This is a genomic window from Pseudomonas sp. GW823-FHT06E10 (assembly GCF_058794995.1).
The window spans coordinates 282,428-297,414 of the sequence record NZ_JBXAHJ010000003.1 but is presented as its reverse complement, the minus strand read 5'-3'; the positions used below and the strand labels follow the sequence as shown (position 1 = coordinate 297,414).

14 protein-coding genes are annotated in these 14,987 nt (G+C 60.9%); 5 read left to right on the top strand and 9 right to left on the bottom strand.

The window, feature by feature from the left end; all coding sequences use genetic code 11:
* The first annotated feature begins 173 nt into the window (after positions 1-173).
* The 4 genes from AC1Q6Y_RS06970 (at position 174) to AC1Q6Y_RS06955 (ending at position 5,918) form a co-directional block, all read left to right on the top strand.
* The gene (locus tag AC1Q6Y_RS06970; protein WP_492624253.1) at positions 174-1,619 is read left to right on the top strand and encodes a sensor histidine kinase; all 1,446 of its coding nucleotides are present in this window, start codon (positions 174-176) and stop codon (positions 1,617-1,619) included.
* Positions 1,620-1,819: 200 nt separating this feature from the next.
* Entirely contained in the window at positions 1,820-2,920 is a 1,101-nt protein-coding gene (locus AC1Q6Y_RS06965; protein WP_492624252.1) for an SCO family protein, read from the top strand.
* Positions 2,921-3,022: 102 nt separating this feature from the next.
* Positions 3,023-4,516: a sensor histidine kinase gene (locus AC1Q6Y_RS06960; RefSeq protein ID WP_090456415.1), complete on the top strand. Its 1,494-nt coding sequence runs from the start codon at positions 3,023-3,025 to the stop codon at positions 4,514-4,516.
* Positions 4,485-5,918, top strand: coding sequence for a sigma-54-dependent transcriptional regulator (locus AC1Q6Y_RS06955; protein WP_090456413.1), 1,434 nt, complete (start codon positions 4,485-4,487; stop codon positions 5,916-5,918). Before AC1Q6Y_RS06960 ends, AC1Q6Y_RS06955 begins: the two co-directional genes overlap by 32 nt.
* A gap of 3 nt (positions 5,919-5,921) precedes the next feature.
* Here the strand turns inward: AC1Q6Y_RS06955 and AC1Q6Y_RS06950 are convergent, their stop codons facing one another.
* A complete protein-coding gene (locus AC1Q6Y_RS06950; protein WP_150815249.1) occupies positions 5,922-6,299 on the bottom strand; it encodes a hypothetical protein in 378 nt (125 codons plus the stop codon).
* A 171-nt stretch (positions 6,300-6,470) separates the two neighbouring features.
* Between AC1Q6Y_RS06950 and AC1Q6Y_RS06945 the strand changes: the two genes are divergently transcribed.
* Positions 6,471-7,283, top strand: coding sequence for a class I SAM-dependent methyltransferase (locus AC1Q6Y_RS06945; protein ID WP_492624251.1), 813 nt, complete (start codon positions 6,471-6,473; stop codon positions 7,281-7,283).
* Positions 7,284-7,297: 14 nt separating this feature from the next.
* On the opposite strand, the gene AC1Q6Y_RS06940 is transcribed toward AC1Q6Y_RS06945, so the two are convergent.
* The 8 genes from AC1Q6Y_RS06940 to AC1Q6Y_RS06905 all read right to left on the bottom strand — a co-directional run bounded on the left by AC1Q6Y_RS06940 (position 7,298) and on the right by AC1Q6Y_RS06905 (position 14,984).
* Positions 7,298-7,606, bottom strand: coding sequence for an addiction module antidote protein (locus AC1Q6Y_RS06940; RefSeq protein WP_057397260.1), 309 nt, complete (start codon positions 7,604-7,606; stop codon positions 7,298-7,300).
* Positions 7,607-7,608: 2 nt separating this feature from the next.
* Complete coding sequence (locus AC1Q6Y_RS06935) at positions 7,609-7,902, bottom strand: type II toxin-antitoxin system RelE/ParE family toxin (protein WP_492624250.1); 294 nt, start codon at positions 7,900-7,902, stop codon at positions 7,609-7,611.
* A 125-nt stretch (positions 7,903-8,027) separates the two neighbouring features.
* Positions 8,028-8,822 carry a ChbG/HpnK family deacetylase gene (locus tag AC1Q6Y_RS06930; protein WP_218496388.1) on the bottom strand — a complete coding sequence of 265 codons (795 nt, stop codon included), beginning with the start codon at positions 8,820-8,822 and terminating at the stop codon, positions 8,028-8,030.
* Positions 8,794-9,993 (bottom strand): GNAT family N-acetyltransferase, encoded by a 1,200-nt coding sequence (locus AC1Q6Y_RS06925; RefSeq protein ID WP_407516526.1) that lies wholly within the window; start codon positions 9,991-9,993, stop codon positions 8,794-8,796. The genes AC1Q6Y_RS06930 and AC1Q6Y_RS06925 overlap by 29 nt, the downstream gene beginning before the upstream one ends.
* A 4-nt stretch (positions 9,994-9,997) precedes the next feature.
* The gene (locus tag AC1Q6Y_RS06920) at positions 9,998-10,684 is read right to left on the bottom strand and encodes an N-acetyltransferase (protein ID WP_492624249.1); all 687 of its coding nucleotides are present in this window, start codon (positions 10,682-10,684) and stop codon (positions 9,998-10,000) included.
* An 84-nt stretch (positions 10,685-10,768) separates the two neighbouring features.
* Positions 10,769-12,688, bottom strand: a complete 1,920-nt coding sequence (locus AC1Q6Y_RS06915) for a hypothetical protein (protein WP_492624248.1) — start codon at positions 12,686-12,688, stop codon at positions 10,769-10,771.
* Positions 12,685-13,989, bottom strand: coding sequence for a lipopolysaccharide biosynthesis protein (locus AC1Q6Y_RS06910; RefSeq protein WP_492624247.1), 1,305 nt, complete (start codon positions 13,987-13,989; stop codon positions 12,685-12,687). Before AC1Q6Y_RS06910 ends, AC1Q6Y_RS06915 begins: the two co-directional genes overlap by 4 nt.
* Positions 13,986-14,984 (bottom strand): polysaccharide deacetylase family protein, encoded by a 999-nt coding sequence (locus AC1Q6Y_RS06905; protein ID WP_090457946.1) that lies wholly within the window; start codon positions 14,982-14,984, stop codon positions 13,986-13,988. The genes AC1Q6Y_RS06910 and AC1Q6Y_RS06905 overlap by 4 nt, the downstream gene beginning before the upstream one ends.
* Between the last annotated feature and the right edge of the window lie 3 nt (positions 14,985-14,987).

Here is a 14,987-nt window from a genome sequence, read left to right as displayed (position 1 = left end):
AAAGGTGTTGGCGCGGTCGCAGGCGGCAGGCCGGGAAGTTATGGCACGGGCAGCTATCCCCGACTTTGGGGGTGACGGGGCCGCGGGGCGGGTGGGGTATCGCAGTCCCCAGGCTCGGTCAAACGGCCATGGCTGGGCTATAAACCTATAGGGGGTTTCCGGGAACCGTGTCCATGACCACAATCGCCAAAGTACTTGCGACCGACAGCGAAGTTCGCTTGAACACGCGCAAGGAGCCCTTCAATCTGCTGCGCTGGTTTTCACTGGTCAGCATGCTGGTGATCGGCACGGTGGCGGTGGCGCTGGGGGCGGTATCCACGCGCTTCGTGATTACCGAAAGCGTGCAGCGCGATGCGCTATTGACCTCACAATTCATTCAGGCGATTGCCTCGGCCGAAGTGCACCATGTGTCGATTCCCAACGTCAGGACCATGGGCGAGTTGCTCGACCCACGAAAAGACATGGACTTTCCTGATGTCGACCCTCTGTCCCGTGCCAATGCCCGTGGTGAATTCCTCGACCATATCGCAAACTTGCCGGACGTGATTCTGGTCAACATCTACGCCCTCGACCGCATGGTGATCTGGTCGACCAACCCGGCCTTGATGGGCATTACGATCCATGGCAATGAAGACCTCGATCGGGCATTCAACTCGAAAATTTCCGTGTCGACCGCTTACCACGGTGTGGATAGATCCCGCATGGAGCAGAAGTTCCTGGAACCACCCAAATACGCCTTCATCGAAAACTACATTCCCTTGTTCGACGCCGATGGCAGCACCGTCACGGCGATGGTCGAGATCTACAAGGAACCCCAGGACCTGATCAACCGCATGGAGCGCGGCCTGGTGCTGATCTGGCTGGCAACCGCCCTGGGCGGCGGTCTCATTTACCTGGGGCTGTACTGGATCGTGCGGCGGGCGGCGATCCTGCTGGCGACGCAGCAGAAGCAATTGATCACCAACGAAACCTTTGTGGCTCTGGGGGAGGTGTCCTCGGCGGTCGCCCACAGTCTGCGCAATCCGTTGGCGAACATCCGTTCAAGCGCCGAGCTGGCGATAGAGTTCGACAGCGGTCCGGCACACGGGAACATCAACGACATCATTGGTCAGGTCGATCGCATGTCGAAATGGGTACGGGAGTTGCTCCAGTCCCTGCGACCGCTCAATGACGAGGCCGAACCTGTGAACCTGGTGGCGGCCCTGCATGACAGCCTGATGGCTTACGAGCATCAGATCAACAAGGCCAAGGTCAACGTGGTGTTCGAGCCGGACCAGACGCCCATGGTGCTGAGCCAGCACGTACAACTGACCCAGCTCCTCAGCAGCCTGCTGTCCAATGCGGTGGAAGCCATGGACGGCGGCGGCACCCTGACCATCCAGATCGAACCGCGCGATGCCCAGCACGTCAGTGTGAGGGTGAGCGATACCGGCAAAGGCATGAGCGAAGAAGAGCGCACTATGGCCTTCCGGCCGTTCTTCACCACCAAACAGGGCGGGCTGGGAGTCGGGCTGGTGCTGGTCGAGCGGATCATGGAGCGATTTGGCGGTGCGGTGACCCTCGACAGCAGTGAAGGCGAGGGCACCACTGTGCGCCTGTCCTTTGTTCTGGCCCCCTGAAAACGGGGATGATCTACCCCCAATAACGGGTATTAATCCCCGGTCATTTGCCCGGTCGTTGCACATTGATTTTGATAAATCACTGTTTTGTCGAGTGTTAGTACGTTTTTATAAAAAAACACATGATTGGCGAGGTCCTTGCAAAACCACCATAACCCCCCTTCACCACATCGAGGCGGCTGGTGATGGAAAAAAAAGAGATGCATTCACCACGCTCGCGAGCCCTGGGCATGCACCTGGTGCTGATGCTGGTGACCGGTTTGCTGGCCAGCCAGTTGCTGGTCGCCAGCCAGCCGACGTCGACGCCTGCACCTGCTCCGGCATCCACTGCCGAACCCGCTGTCGTTGAAGCCGTCACCCCGTGGGGTGCCGACTATTTCCCCAACACCCTGCTGACCGACCAGGACGGACAGCAGCTGCGTTTTTTCGATGACTTGATCAAAGACAAGGTGGTGGTGATCAACTTCATCTTCACCTCGTGCAGTGACTCCTGCCCCCTGGAAACCGCGCGCATGCGCCAGGTGCAGAAACTGCTGGGGGATCGGGTCGGCAAGGACATCTTCTTCTACTCCATCAGCATCGACCCCTTGAGTGATACCCCCGAGGTGCTCAAGGCCTATGCGCAACGCTTCCAGGTCGGGCCCGGGTGGAAATTCCTCACCGGGGAATTCGCCGACGTCACTGACCTGCGCAAAAAACTGGGGCTGTTCATCGAAGGCGTCGATAACGGGCGCAACAAGGACCACAACCTGAGCCTGATCGTCGGCAACCAGGCAACGGGCCGCTGGATGAAAGCCTCGCCGTTCGAAAACCCGTGGATTCTGGCCGACCAACTGGCCAATACCCTGCATAACTGGAAACAGCCAAGTGTGGAGGAAAGCTACGTCGAGGCCCCCGAAATCCGTCCGCCGAGCAATGGCGAAGAGCTGTTTCGCACCCGCTGCGCGTCTTGCCACAGCCTCGGTCCGCTGGACGGGCAGGGCATCGGCCTGCGCAGCATCGGCCCGGACCTGATCGGCGTGACCTATCAGCGCGATCCGGCCTGGCTCAACCGCTGGATCCGCGAACCTGACCGCATGCTCGCGGAAAAGGACCCGATTGCGATGGAGCTGTTCGAGCGCTACAACAGGATCTCGATGCCCAACTTGCGGCTGGATGCGCGTTCCGCCCAGTCCCTCATCGATTTCCTGAAAGAAGAAACCGACCGTCAACATCCGCCAGCGGCGCCATTGGCCAGTGGTAACGAAGAGCCTGAACAACATCATTCGGTCGCGCACCCCGAGACACCCCGGTTGCAATAGTGTCAAAAAAATTACGCGGGCCAGTCGGTGGCTATCAATGCCACCTACACTGATCCTGAAAGCGGCTGAACAGGCTCGATTTCAAGTACCCAGGACACAGCCATGCAGATACTCGAACAACAAAAAGTAGCTGCGCCGCAGAATCCGGCAGCACAACGCAAGGGGTGGCGACCGCAGTTCAATTTGCTGCGCTGGTTCTCCCTGGCGAGCTTTCTGATCATCGCTGTGGTGGCGCTGGGGCTGGGTTACATCTCCACCCGCTTTGTTGTCGATGAAAGTATCGAGCGTGATTCGATGCTGACCGCGCAGTTCATCCAGTCCATTGGCGAGGCCGAAATCCGGCATGCCGGCATTGCCCCGGGGCGAACCATGGGTGAAATGCTCGACCCGCGCATGGACGATGCCTACCCCGACGTCAACCCCGTATCCCGGGCCGCCGCGCGCGTTGAGTTTCTTGACCATGTGAAGCATCTGCCGGACATCCTGCTGGCGACGGTGTACTCCCTGGACCGCACCGTGGTCTGGTCGACCAACCCCGAGTTGATCGGCGTGCGTATCGAAGGCGACTTTGAGCTGGACGAATCCTTCGAAATGAAATCGCCGGTGTCCACCAGTTACCACGAAATCGATGAGGAGCGTCCCGAGCAGCGCTTGCTGCGCGAACCGGAGTACCTGTTCGTCGAGAACTACATTCCGATGTTCAACGCCGACAGAAGCAAAGTGATTGCCATGGTGGAAATCTACAAGGAGCCGGTGGATCTGGTGGCGCGCATCCAGCGTGGCTTCAAGGCAATCTGGCTGGCCACGCTGATCGGCGGGGCAGCCATTTACCTGGGGCTGTTCTGGATCGTGCGACGCGCGGCGACGCTGTTGCAGAGCCAGCAGAAACAACTGATCGCCAACGAGACCTTTGTCGCCCTTGGCGAGATGTCCTCGGCGGTCGCCCACAGCTTGCGCAACCCGCTGGCCAATATCCGTTCCAGCGCCGAACTGGCCCAGGACATAGCCAGCCAGACCGCACAGAAAAACATCGGCGACATCATCAGTCAGGTCGACCGCATGTCGCGTTGGGTCCGTGAATTGCTGGTGTCGTTGCGGCCGATGAATGACGACTGTGAAACGGTCGACCTGGTGCTGGCCCTCGAAGACACCCTGAGTGCCTTTGAGTCCCTGATCAAGCGTTCGGACGTTGAAGTGCGCTTCTCCCCTGTCAGCGTGCCACCGGTCGTCAGCCAGCAGGTGCTGCTCACGCAAATACTCAATAGCCTGTTTGCTAATGCACTGGAAGCCATGCCCAAGGGTGGCGTGCTGACGATCGAGATCGATTCCTCGGTGTCCGGCGACGTGAGAATGACATTGACCGACACCGGCAAGGGCATGTCCAAACAACAGCAGCAAATGGTCTTCAAGCCGTTTTTTACCACCAAACAAGGTGGATTGGGTGTGGGCCTGGCCCTGGTCAAACGAATAATGGAGCGTTTTGACGGCTCGGTCGAACTGACCAGCCGGGAGCAGGAAGGAACCCGTGTTTGTCTCAATTTCAAAGTGGCAACGGGAGGGGTATATGGAGCACAGCATTCTGCTGGTCGAGGATGACGAAATCCTCGCCGAGAATATTCAGACTTACCTGGAGCGCAAGGACTTCGAGGTGACCGTCTGCCACTCGGCTGAAGATGCACTGGAGCAATTGGGTTCTTTCGCGCCTGACGTGGTACTGACCGACAACTCGTTGCCGGGCATGAGTGGTCACGACCTGATCCAGAAGCTGCGCATCAGCGCTCCGGATCTGAAAGTGATCATGATGACCGGCTACGGCAATGTCGAAGACGCCGTGGTGGCGATGAAAGAGGGCGCCTTTCACTACGTCACCAAACCGGTGGCCCTGCCAGAGCTCAAGTTGCTGCTGGACAAGGCCCTGGCCACTGACCGCATGGAGCGTACGCTGTCGTTTTACCAGGAGCGCGAGGCCCAGAAGTCGGGAGTGCAGGCACTGATTGGCGAGTCGGCACCGATGGCGTACCTCAAGGGCACCATCACCCAGTTGCTCGACGCCGAACGGCGCATGGCCAACAGCGATCTGCCGCCGGTGCTGGTGGAAGGCGAGACGGGCACCGGCAAGGAACTGGTGGCCCGGGCCTTGCACTTCGATGGCCCGCGCGCCAAAGGCCCATTCATTGAATTCAACTGTGCTTCGATCCCGTCCAATCTGGTGGAGTCGGAACTGTTCGGCCACGAGAAGGGCGCCTTCACCGACGCCAAGGATCGTCGCATGGGGCTGGTGGAAGCGGCCGATGGCGGCACGCTGTTCCTCGATGAAATCGGTGAGATGGACTTGCTGCTGCAAGCCAAGCTGCTGAAACTACTGGAAGACCGGACCATTCGCCGGGTCGGTTCAGTGAAGGAGCGCAAGGTCGACCTGCGGGTGATCAGCGCCACCAACTGCAATCTCGAACAGATGGTCCAGCAAGGCAAATTCCGTCGTGACCTGTTCTTCCGCCTGCGCATCATTTCCATCAAGGTGCCGCGACTGTATACCCGTGGCGCCGATATCCTGCTGCTGGCCCGGCACTTCCTGGGGCTACATGGCAAACGCTACGGCAAGCCGAACCTGCATTTCAGCAACCAGGCCGAAGAATTGCTGCTCAGCTACAGCTGGCCGGGCAACGTGCGTGAATTGCGCAACATGCTGGAGCAAACCGTGTTGCTGGCGCAAAGCGACACTATCGCCGCCCATCAGTTGAACGTCTGCCTGAGCCTGATGGATGAGCCACCGATGTTTCATCACGAGCCGTCACACTTCAGCGAACCGCGTCCGTCCTTCAGCGGCAGCGACTCCATGAACCTGCCGGAAGTGGAGCGCGACATGGTGCGCAAGATGCTCGACAAGACCGACTGGAACGTCACCAAGTCGGCACGCCTGCTGGGTCTGAGCCGTGACATGTTGCGCTACCGGATCGAAAAACTCGGCCTCGCCCGTCCGGACAAGCGCCAGTGGTAAGGCTCACTGCAACACCGGGCCCTGCCTCAGACAGGACAGCATGCAGCTGGGGTTCTCGACTTCCTGGTTCACGTACACACCACGCTCCGGATCGTAGGAGCGGATAAACACCCGAACCGTGGCGTCGGCCACTGTCGGCAGGCGCGAATCGGAAAACACGTGCTCACTTGAAACCGGAATGAATTCCCTGGGCGCGGTCGGGATGTACGAACCCGGTGGCACAATGTTCATCGACGGTGGTACGGGGTGCGCGAAGGGTTGGTCGGCGCCGTAATAGTTGAATTCGCTGCTGTAGTTGGTGGTCGGCATGTCGTCCGCGTGGACGACAGCGGTTGCGCCCAGGCAGACGGCGAGCAAAAGCGTCAGGTCGGTCTTTTTCATGGCAACACCTGCTAAATCGGTTTAACCACATTCCTCCCAAGGTCTTTAACTATAGCTGGCGCCGTGCACAGCCGTCGCTGCCGCGCGGATTACAAGTTCGCAACACCTGCCAGGATGGGGTTGATCTAGACTTCGCCGGTCAAATCGACGACCCGGACCCTGGAGCGTGCAATGGAACTGCCGACAAAAGAACAAGCCATCGCCAGTAACCGCGAGGCATGGAATGACTCCGCTCGTCACCACAAGGACTCCAGCGAATGGCAAGCCTTGTTGAAGGGCGTGGAACACGCGGATTTTTCCTGCCTGGACGACACCCTGACCGCCTTGCTGACCCAGACAGGTATCGACGGCAAGGACGTGGTGCAACTAGGCTGCAACAACGGTCGTGAAAGCCTGTCGCTGTTCGCCATGGGCGCGCACAGCGTGGTGGGCGTCGACCAGTCTGAAGCCTTTCTCGGGCAGGCACGGGAACTGGCGTCCCGATCGCCCCACGCGCCGCAATTCATCGAAGCGGACATTCACCACTTGCCGGCCGGACTGCAGGAGCGCTTTGACCTGGCGCTGATCACCATCGGGGTCTTGAACTGGATGCCGGACATCGGCGAATTCTTCCGCCATGTGGCGCGCACGCTGAAGCCGGGTGGGGCGCTGGTGGTGTACGAAACCCATCCGTTCCTGGAAATGTTCGACCCCGAGGCAGCCGATCCTTTTCGCCCGGCCAGCTCATACTTCCGCCGCGAACCGTTCGTGCAGCACGAACCGATCGTCTACGAAGGCAGGATCGAACAGCCGGCCGCGCCGTCCTACTGGTTCGTCCACACCCTGGGCGACCTCTTCAGCGCCGCCATTGCGGCAGGGCTGCAGATCCGTCACTTCAGGGAATACCCACACTCCAACCGCGAAGAGCTCTATGACCGCTATCAGCAGCAGGCAGCGCAGTTGCCGTTGTGTTTTACGTGGGTGGTGGTGAAACCAGCCACATGACGCGGAAAAATCAGTTATAGATTTGAGTGATTGACGGTGTGTCCTGGTTGCGCGCAGAGATCTATGCCCAGGGCATGAATGACCTTCAGGACCGTATCGAAACGAGGTTTTGCTCCCGGCGCGAAGGCCTTGTAGAGGCTTTCGCGACCCATTCCAGAGTCTTTGGCTATCTGTGTCATGCCACGGGCTTTCACCACATAGCCGATAGCGCGCAGAAACTCCTCATTGTCACCGTCTGCCAGTACCTGAGAGAGATACTCGCTAATGGCTTCATCACTGTCGAGCAGCGCCGCCATGTCGAAAGTCGTCAAAGTCTGGCTCATGGTTAAACCTCCTTTGCCATTTTTTTTGCGCGTTTGATATCGGCGGTTTGAGATGACTTGTCACCTCCGGCCAGCAGGACAATGACGGCACCGCCTCGCATCGTAAAGTAAACCCGGTATCCGGCACCTACGTCCACGCGCATTTCAGAAACGCCATCACCGACAGGCTTGTAGTCGCCAAGATTACCCGCAGATGCGCGGTCAATGCGACGAGCGATAGCTAGCCTGGCTCGCAAGTCGCGAACCGAGGCGTGCCATGCTGCGAAAGTAGCGGTTTGCTGGACAAGATAATTCATTGCTCGAATGTATCCAAATGGATACGGATGAGCAGTCAGACATTTCCGCGATCAGAGGGTTTTTTCCGAGGAAGATGTAGGCAACCCCATCGCGAGCAGGCTCTCTCCAACAAGTGCGGGGTGAGCTATTCCAGAACGGCCTGCGCACGGCGAGGTGCGGCGTCTCCCGCAGCGGTATAGGCCACCCGCGGCACACCCGGCAAACGCTGTTCCAGCAACGCGCTCAATGACTCTCCCGGTTCCAGGTAGGCATCGCCGAAGTCGGCGCCGAGCTGGTTCGGGTGGGCGACGATTTCCAGCAATCCATCGGGTGGCGGCTCGGCGTTGCGCAGATCCACCGGGGTGCACACGTAGTCGGCGGTGGCACCGGCCAGATTGCTCAGGCGACGGTTGAGCAGGTCCTTGAACACGCGCTTGGGCAGGCTGAGGTTTTGCCCCAGATTGCGCGCCAGACGCACCGGCACCCCCTGGCGGGCGGCGAAGCGCGCGACGATCTCGCCGATCGGCCAGATATTGTGCACGTGTTGATGGGAGTCCAGGTGGGTGGGGCGCAGGCCGTTGTCCAGGCAGCGCTGCCACTGGGCTTCGAGTTCTTCCAGTACGGCGTTGCGATCCCGGCGCCCGAGCCAGAGGTGGGTGCGGGGCAGGTTGAGGTCGAACACGCCGGCCCCGTCGCAAAACGTCGGGCGCTGCGCAATGCTCTGGCTCAACGGACGGCCGTAGGTCAGGTTGAAGTGCAGGCCGATTCGGCCTTCGAGCAATGGATGCCGGGCCAGGACGCAGGCCGCTTCGAACGCCGGCATGTTGGCCATGGCGGTGGCGGAGCTGATGAGCCCGGCCTGGAACGCGCCAAGGATCACCGCGTTTTCGCAGGCACTGAGGCCGAAATCGTCAGCGTTGACTATCACTTGCCGAGGCATGTGCACCCTCCTTGAGTTTTTCCGTAGGCGCAGGCGTGTGGACCGCGGGTGTTGCGACTGCGGCCGCCGCGCGTCGGGTGCGCCATTGCTGCAATCGGGGTTTGAAGCGTTGCCAGACCCGCAAGGCCAGCCCCAGCACCAGACCGCCTGGACGCCAGGAGTAAAAACTCCAGCGCCAGTGTTCCAGTTGCCCGGTCATGCGTTCGTGCAGTTGATGGCTGGAGTTTTCCAGGCTGACCCGCGACGCATCGATCCAGCACCAGTTGTCTTCCAGGCCCCAGCGAATCCACTCTTCGAGCAGCACCCGGCCGCTGCCAAGGTCGGCATATTGCGGCAGGAACGCCAGATTGTAGTCGTACAATCGACCCTGTTCCAGCAAGCCAAGGCGATAGCTGATGCAGCGCCCCTCCAGCTCCAGCACCACCACGCGCACCAGGCCTCGGGCCGCCAGGGCGGTGAAGGCGCGGTCCATCCACTGGCGATGGCGCGCATCGGAAAAGATCCCGACGCCTTCATCGCCTTTCCAGCTCACCGCTTCGACCTCACTGATTTCCTGCAACAGCGGCCCCATGGTCAGGGCGTCGGGAGTAATCCGCCGCACCTGGGCACCGCACGCGGCGATGCGTTTGCGTGCGCGGCGCAGTTTGTAGCGCGGGTCGCCGGAGACCTCCTGATGGTCGGCCTCGCTGATCAGGTGCACCGGTACTCGACAGCTCAGGCGATGTTCGGCGGTCGAACTCAGCGCCTGCCACGGTGTCAGGGCCTGTACCTGGGCCGTGGAACCGGCCAGTTCGTTGAGTTGCAGCACGGCATGGGGCAGGCGTTGACGGATCAACGTCAGCGCCTTGCGTAAATTGTCGTCGTCCAGCCTCGTCAGCAGTGCGAGGCGGTCGGCGAGGGGATAGCCCAAATGATGCAGGACCCGAAACGGCAAACGCGCAAAGCGCTCCATGGACGCCACCAGCGGCAGGCACAGCGCCAGTTCGTCACCCTGCCAGCCGAGCAGCACGTGCAACTGCTCGCCGGGTTTGAGTGCCAGTTCCGAGGCGTATAGCCAGGCCAGGGTGTTGAACGGCGTGTGGTCCGTTACGCGCTGGCGCAACGCTTCGTAAGCCTCTACCGGAAAGTCGTGGGTGCACAGCGAAGTGCGCCATTCGAATCGTGCAGACATAAGATCAGCTCGCCTCGGCTGGAACAGGAGAGGGTGCCGGTTTGCGCAAGGCATCCAGGCGTGAACCGCTGTAGCGGGTTTCGCGGAACAAGCGCCAGCCGAACAGGTGGTAGATGTTCATGATCCGCCCTTGCTCGCGATACCCCATGCGGATGTGCAGCTTGAGCGCGGGAATGTTGTGGGACTCGCAGATATCCACCACTTTGTTGCAGCCCTGATCAGCCATGGCTTTCCACAGGTTCAGCTGGAAATCGACCGACAGCGTGGTGCCCCGGTAGGCAGGAATCTGCTCGAGAGCGAACTCGAAGAACTCGCCTGGCTTCACCGGAAACATGCAGCCGTAGTAATGACGGTCGAGATAATCGCGTGTGCTGCCCCAGATAAAGGCCACGGTATCGCCGTTTTCATCCAGGTACATGTGCCCGGTGTACCCTTCGGACGCCAACTCGGCCATGGTGCCCACGCGATCACCGAAGTGCCTGGCGAACGCTACGGCGTTTTGTGGGGTGATGGTTTCCAGTCGCAGCGGTGAATAGGGCCGAAGCTTGTGTGGCGGTACCGGGCTCACCAGGTCGCGTTCCATCCACAACAGTTCTTCGTGGAAAAACACGTAGTGTTTCCACAACTTGCCGACGGTGGCGCGCAGGCCTTTTTGCTTGATGTGATCGCTGAGCTTTTTCAGAGCATTCATGTTTTTGACTCCCGACGGTGTTGGCCGTGAGTGGCGTGACTCAATGCGCGACGAATCGTCCACGCGGTAAAAAATCAATGGCGTTCATGAGGTGCTCCAGCTGAGGGAAAACAGGGTTTCTCCTGGTAAATCGAAGCTGATGCGACCCTCCAGGCATTTGAAGGATGCGTCGCGACTGCGGTTGTCGGCGCCGAAATAGCGCAATGATCCATGGGGCAATGGACATTGCGCGCCAGCCAGGCTCACACGCTGCAAGCGTGATCCTTTATTGACGCCCAGCAGGTTGCGTTGGTGCCCGGCAGACATGGCCAGCACGTCAACCTCGAAGGCGTCGTTCTCCAGGCGCATGACATCGCGTAGCCAATGCTGGCGGATAAATTGCTGCGCCAGGCCCACGGGCTTGAGCTCGAACTCATCCTTGCCGAGCACGCGCAACATACCCTTGGGATACTCAGGTTCGTCGGCAGCCTGGAACCAGCCGAGCATATCGAGCAAGCCGTCCTGGGAAGCATTGATGATGACCGAGGCCCACCATAACGAGGCGTAGTGGGTTTCCTGATCGTAAGGGCTGAGGCTGGCCCCGCTGGACATGTTGGTCTGGTCCAGCAACAAGGCTTTGCGCGGTCGTCCCTGGGCGTCGAACCCCACCAGCTCTGCCGCTTTGCGTACGCTATCGCGGTAGACACGGGTCGCCAGCAGGTCGCGGACCATCCATTCGTGCCAGGCCAGCGCATCGATCTTGTCGCCGGACTCGGCCAGCAGGCGTCGGGCCCAGTCGATGCCGCGCTTGTCGGCGGCATGGTCGACGAACGGACCATTGACGAACCGGGAGCTGGCCGGCATGGCGATGCGTACGCCGGCTTTGGCGTTATCCGGGTTGCTGCGCACTTGCCAGGCCATGCTGTTGAAGATGCGCTTGTAGCTGGCGTAGTCCGGGTAGTTGAGGTTCGGTTCGTCGGCAAAACCGATGTAGTGTGTGCCCTTGCCGCCGAGTGCGCGTGTGGCGGCGAGCCAGGCGTCGAGGCCGGCGTTGCTGGTGGTGTCGGCGCGCAGGTAGGCCAGGCGCTGTCTGCCGGCCAGCAGGGTGATGTCCTGAGTGATGCCCAAGCGATCCTGATACAGCCGGCGGAACACGTCTTCGTAATGCGGCCGCGTCGCCATGATGTCGACCAGGCTGTAATAGGTTCCGGCCTGTGGTTGCAGGGCATCGAGCACGGCGAAACCGGAATCCGGCAGTTGCGCATAGGGCAGGGCGATACCCAGGTTCGGGGTCTTGCCGAGCACGTCGTTGTGCAGCGTCAGCCGTGTCTGGCCTTCGTCTTCGCGCAAGGGCTTGAGCTGTTGCGGGTTCTGGGCGAACAGGTTGGCCGTGCCATCGAGCCAGAATGCGACCTTGCCACTACCGCGCAGGTGCAGGCGCCAGACTTGATCGGTAGTTGCAACGGGCAACTCGACTTTGTCGAACTGCCAATAGACGGGGTACGGCTTTAGAGAAAGTGAAAGTTGTTGGCCGTCACTCACGCGTTGCGCTTGCAACGCGCCGACGCCGCCGTGGAATTTACCGGCCAGCACCGCGTGCTCACCGGCCGCGACCTTGAAATACAACTCGTCACCGTCCCGGGGCTCGGCGCTGAAATGCACCTTGGCCGGGGCGAACAGTGCGACGGTGCGGTCGTCGTGCTCAACCGTATAACGGCGGAAGCTGTAGCCAGGAATTTCCAGTCGATAACTGGCGGCGTCCGGCGCCAGGTTCCAGCGTTGACTACCGCGGGGCTCATTGGCGGCAATCAGTCGTTCGCTCTGGAGTTTGCCCCGGCCGTCGAGCAAGTAGAGGTGTTCTTCGTTGGCTTCAGCCTGCCACACCGGGGTCCAGAGCACGGTCAGGGTGTCGGGGCGGTCCGTTTGCAGGTACAGGCTGCCGTCGCGGATATCGGCCCAACGCATGGGCGCAGCTTCGGCGCTCAGCCCGAGTCCAAGACTCACCAGCAATAACAGGTGTTTCATGCCGATTTCCGTTGCAGCATCAGCAGCATCGGCGCGATGTCGCCGGGCAGGACGATGAGCGTTTGCCAGACCGGCACGTGGCTCAACCGGCAATACACCACCAACAGCGCCAGGGTCACGGCCAGGTACGCGATAGAGGACGCCGCTGCTGCGCCGACGATGCCGTAGGTCGGGATCAGCAGCACATTGAGCGCCAGGTTGAGCAGGGCGCTGAGGCCCATCAACAACGAAATCGTGCCGGGCCGGTTTTTGCCCAGCAGGTCCAGGCGCAGAATGCTCGCATAGCACAGGCCCAACAGGCCTGGCAGCAGCGCCAGCAACGCCGGGTATGCAGGCTGGTAGGCCTCGCCAAACAGCGTCACGATCAACCATTCACCCACCACAGCCATGCTCAGGCAAGCGCCGATCATCACCGTAGCGGTCAAGCGCAAGGCCAGTGGCGTGACTTTTTCGATGCCTTCTTCCTGTTGCAGCAGGCGCTTCATCAGCGGTGTGGTCACTGCTTCCGGAACGATCAGCAGCAACTCGGCGGCTGCGCTGGCCATGGCGTAGTGACCCAGTGCCGTGGTGCCGAGCAGGGCGCCGATGATCAGGTAGTCGGAGCGCAGGATCACTTGCTGGAACAGCAGGTCCGGATGGCTACGGGCGCTGTAGCGCAGCAATTCGTTTTGACAGGCGCGGTCCCATTGCAGGCTCAACGGATGCTCACGCTTGAGCCAGACCCAACCGGCCAGCACCACCAGGCTGATCCCCGTCAGCCAACTGATCAACGCCGCTTCCAGGGCCGCGCTTTTCCACATCCAGAACAGGGCAAGGAACATCAGCAGCGGCGCCAGCGACTCGATCAGGCGCAAGGCATTGAAGGCGACCACGCCGCCCGAGGCGTTGTGCAGGGTCAGCAAACCGCTTTTGAGCACGGTCAGCGGCACCGCCAGCAGCAACAGCCAGGCGAGCAGGCCCAATTGCGTAGTGATCTCCAGTTCACTGCCGAACTCGCGGGTCAGCGCCACCACCGCCAAGGTCAGCAACGCCGCCAGCAGACAACCGAACAGCAGCACCTGGCTGAGCAGCAAGCCCATCGGTCGTTGCTTGGCCGCCTGATAGCCTACCGCTGAATTCAAGCCGCCGCTGGTGGCCGCGCTGATCAGGTCGGGCAGGGCGCTGAGCAAGGCAAACAACCCCCGTTCGCTGGGGCCGAGAATTCGCGCCAGCAACACGTTGCGCAGCAAGCGCAGGGCGATCATCGCCAGTTTGGTGCCCATGCTCAGGGCCAGGTGCTTGAGGTAGTTGTTGCCGCTCATGGGCGTGCACCACGGTAGATGCGCCAGGACAGCAACCCGGGATTGCGTGCGGTACGCTGGCTGACGCCGAAGCGTGGCAGGGCCAGTGGATCTTCGGCCCCTCGATAAATGCCGGTGCCGGTACCCAGGGCAAACGGGAAGTCATGCCTGGCCACCTGTTGGCGCACCCGCGCATCGTTGTCGCCATTGGGGTAGCAGTAAACCGGCAATGGCTGGTTGCAGCCGTGGAGCAGCGCCTGGCGACTGCGGCTCAGCTCTTCATCCAGGCGTTGATCGTCGAGACCGGTGAGGATGGCATGGCTGGCACCGTGGGGGCCGAAGCGTACCAGGCCGGATGCTTCCAGGTGGCGCACTTGCTGCCAGTCCAGCGCCTGGGGCAACGACTCGTGCGGGCAGTCGTCGGTCAGGCGATTGAGGTCCAGCGGCGACAGGGTTTTCAGGCTCTGCAAAAAGTTCAGCAACGCCAGGCTGCGGCGTTGCCGATCCGGGTCATCGCACCGTGTCGGCAACGGGCGCCCCAGGTGCTGCAAGCGTTCGATCAGTTTCTGCCGTGCCTGTTCGCCATGGCTGTTCCACAGGGTTTCGCCGATGCTTTCCCACCAGAACCGCTGGCGGCTGCCAATGAAGTCGGTGGACAGAAAGATGCTCGCCGGCACCTGGTGTTTTTGCAGCAGCGGGAAGGCATTCAGCGCGTTGTCGCGCCAGCCGTCGTCGAAGGTCAGCGCCACTTTCGGTCGCTCCGAGCGCGCACCCGGTTGCAGAATGTCCATCAGTGGCACGCAGTCGAAGTGTTTTTTCAACCACACCAGCAAATGTTCAAACGCTTTTGGCCCGACGCACAGTTCATTGCGGTGGGGCAGTTCGGCGGCCTGGTCGCTGGCCAGCACCCGGTGCAACATCAGGATCACACCGGCGCCGTGCAGTTGCTTGCGCCCCACCGGGGAGTTGAGGTACAGCCAGCCACTGGTGCGTTTCAACAGTTGTTTGATCGCCACGGC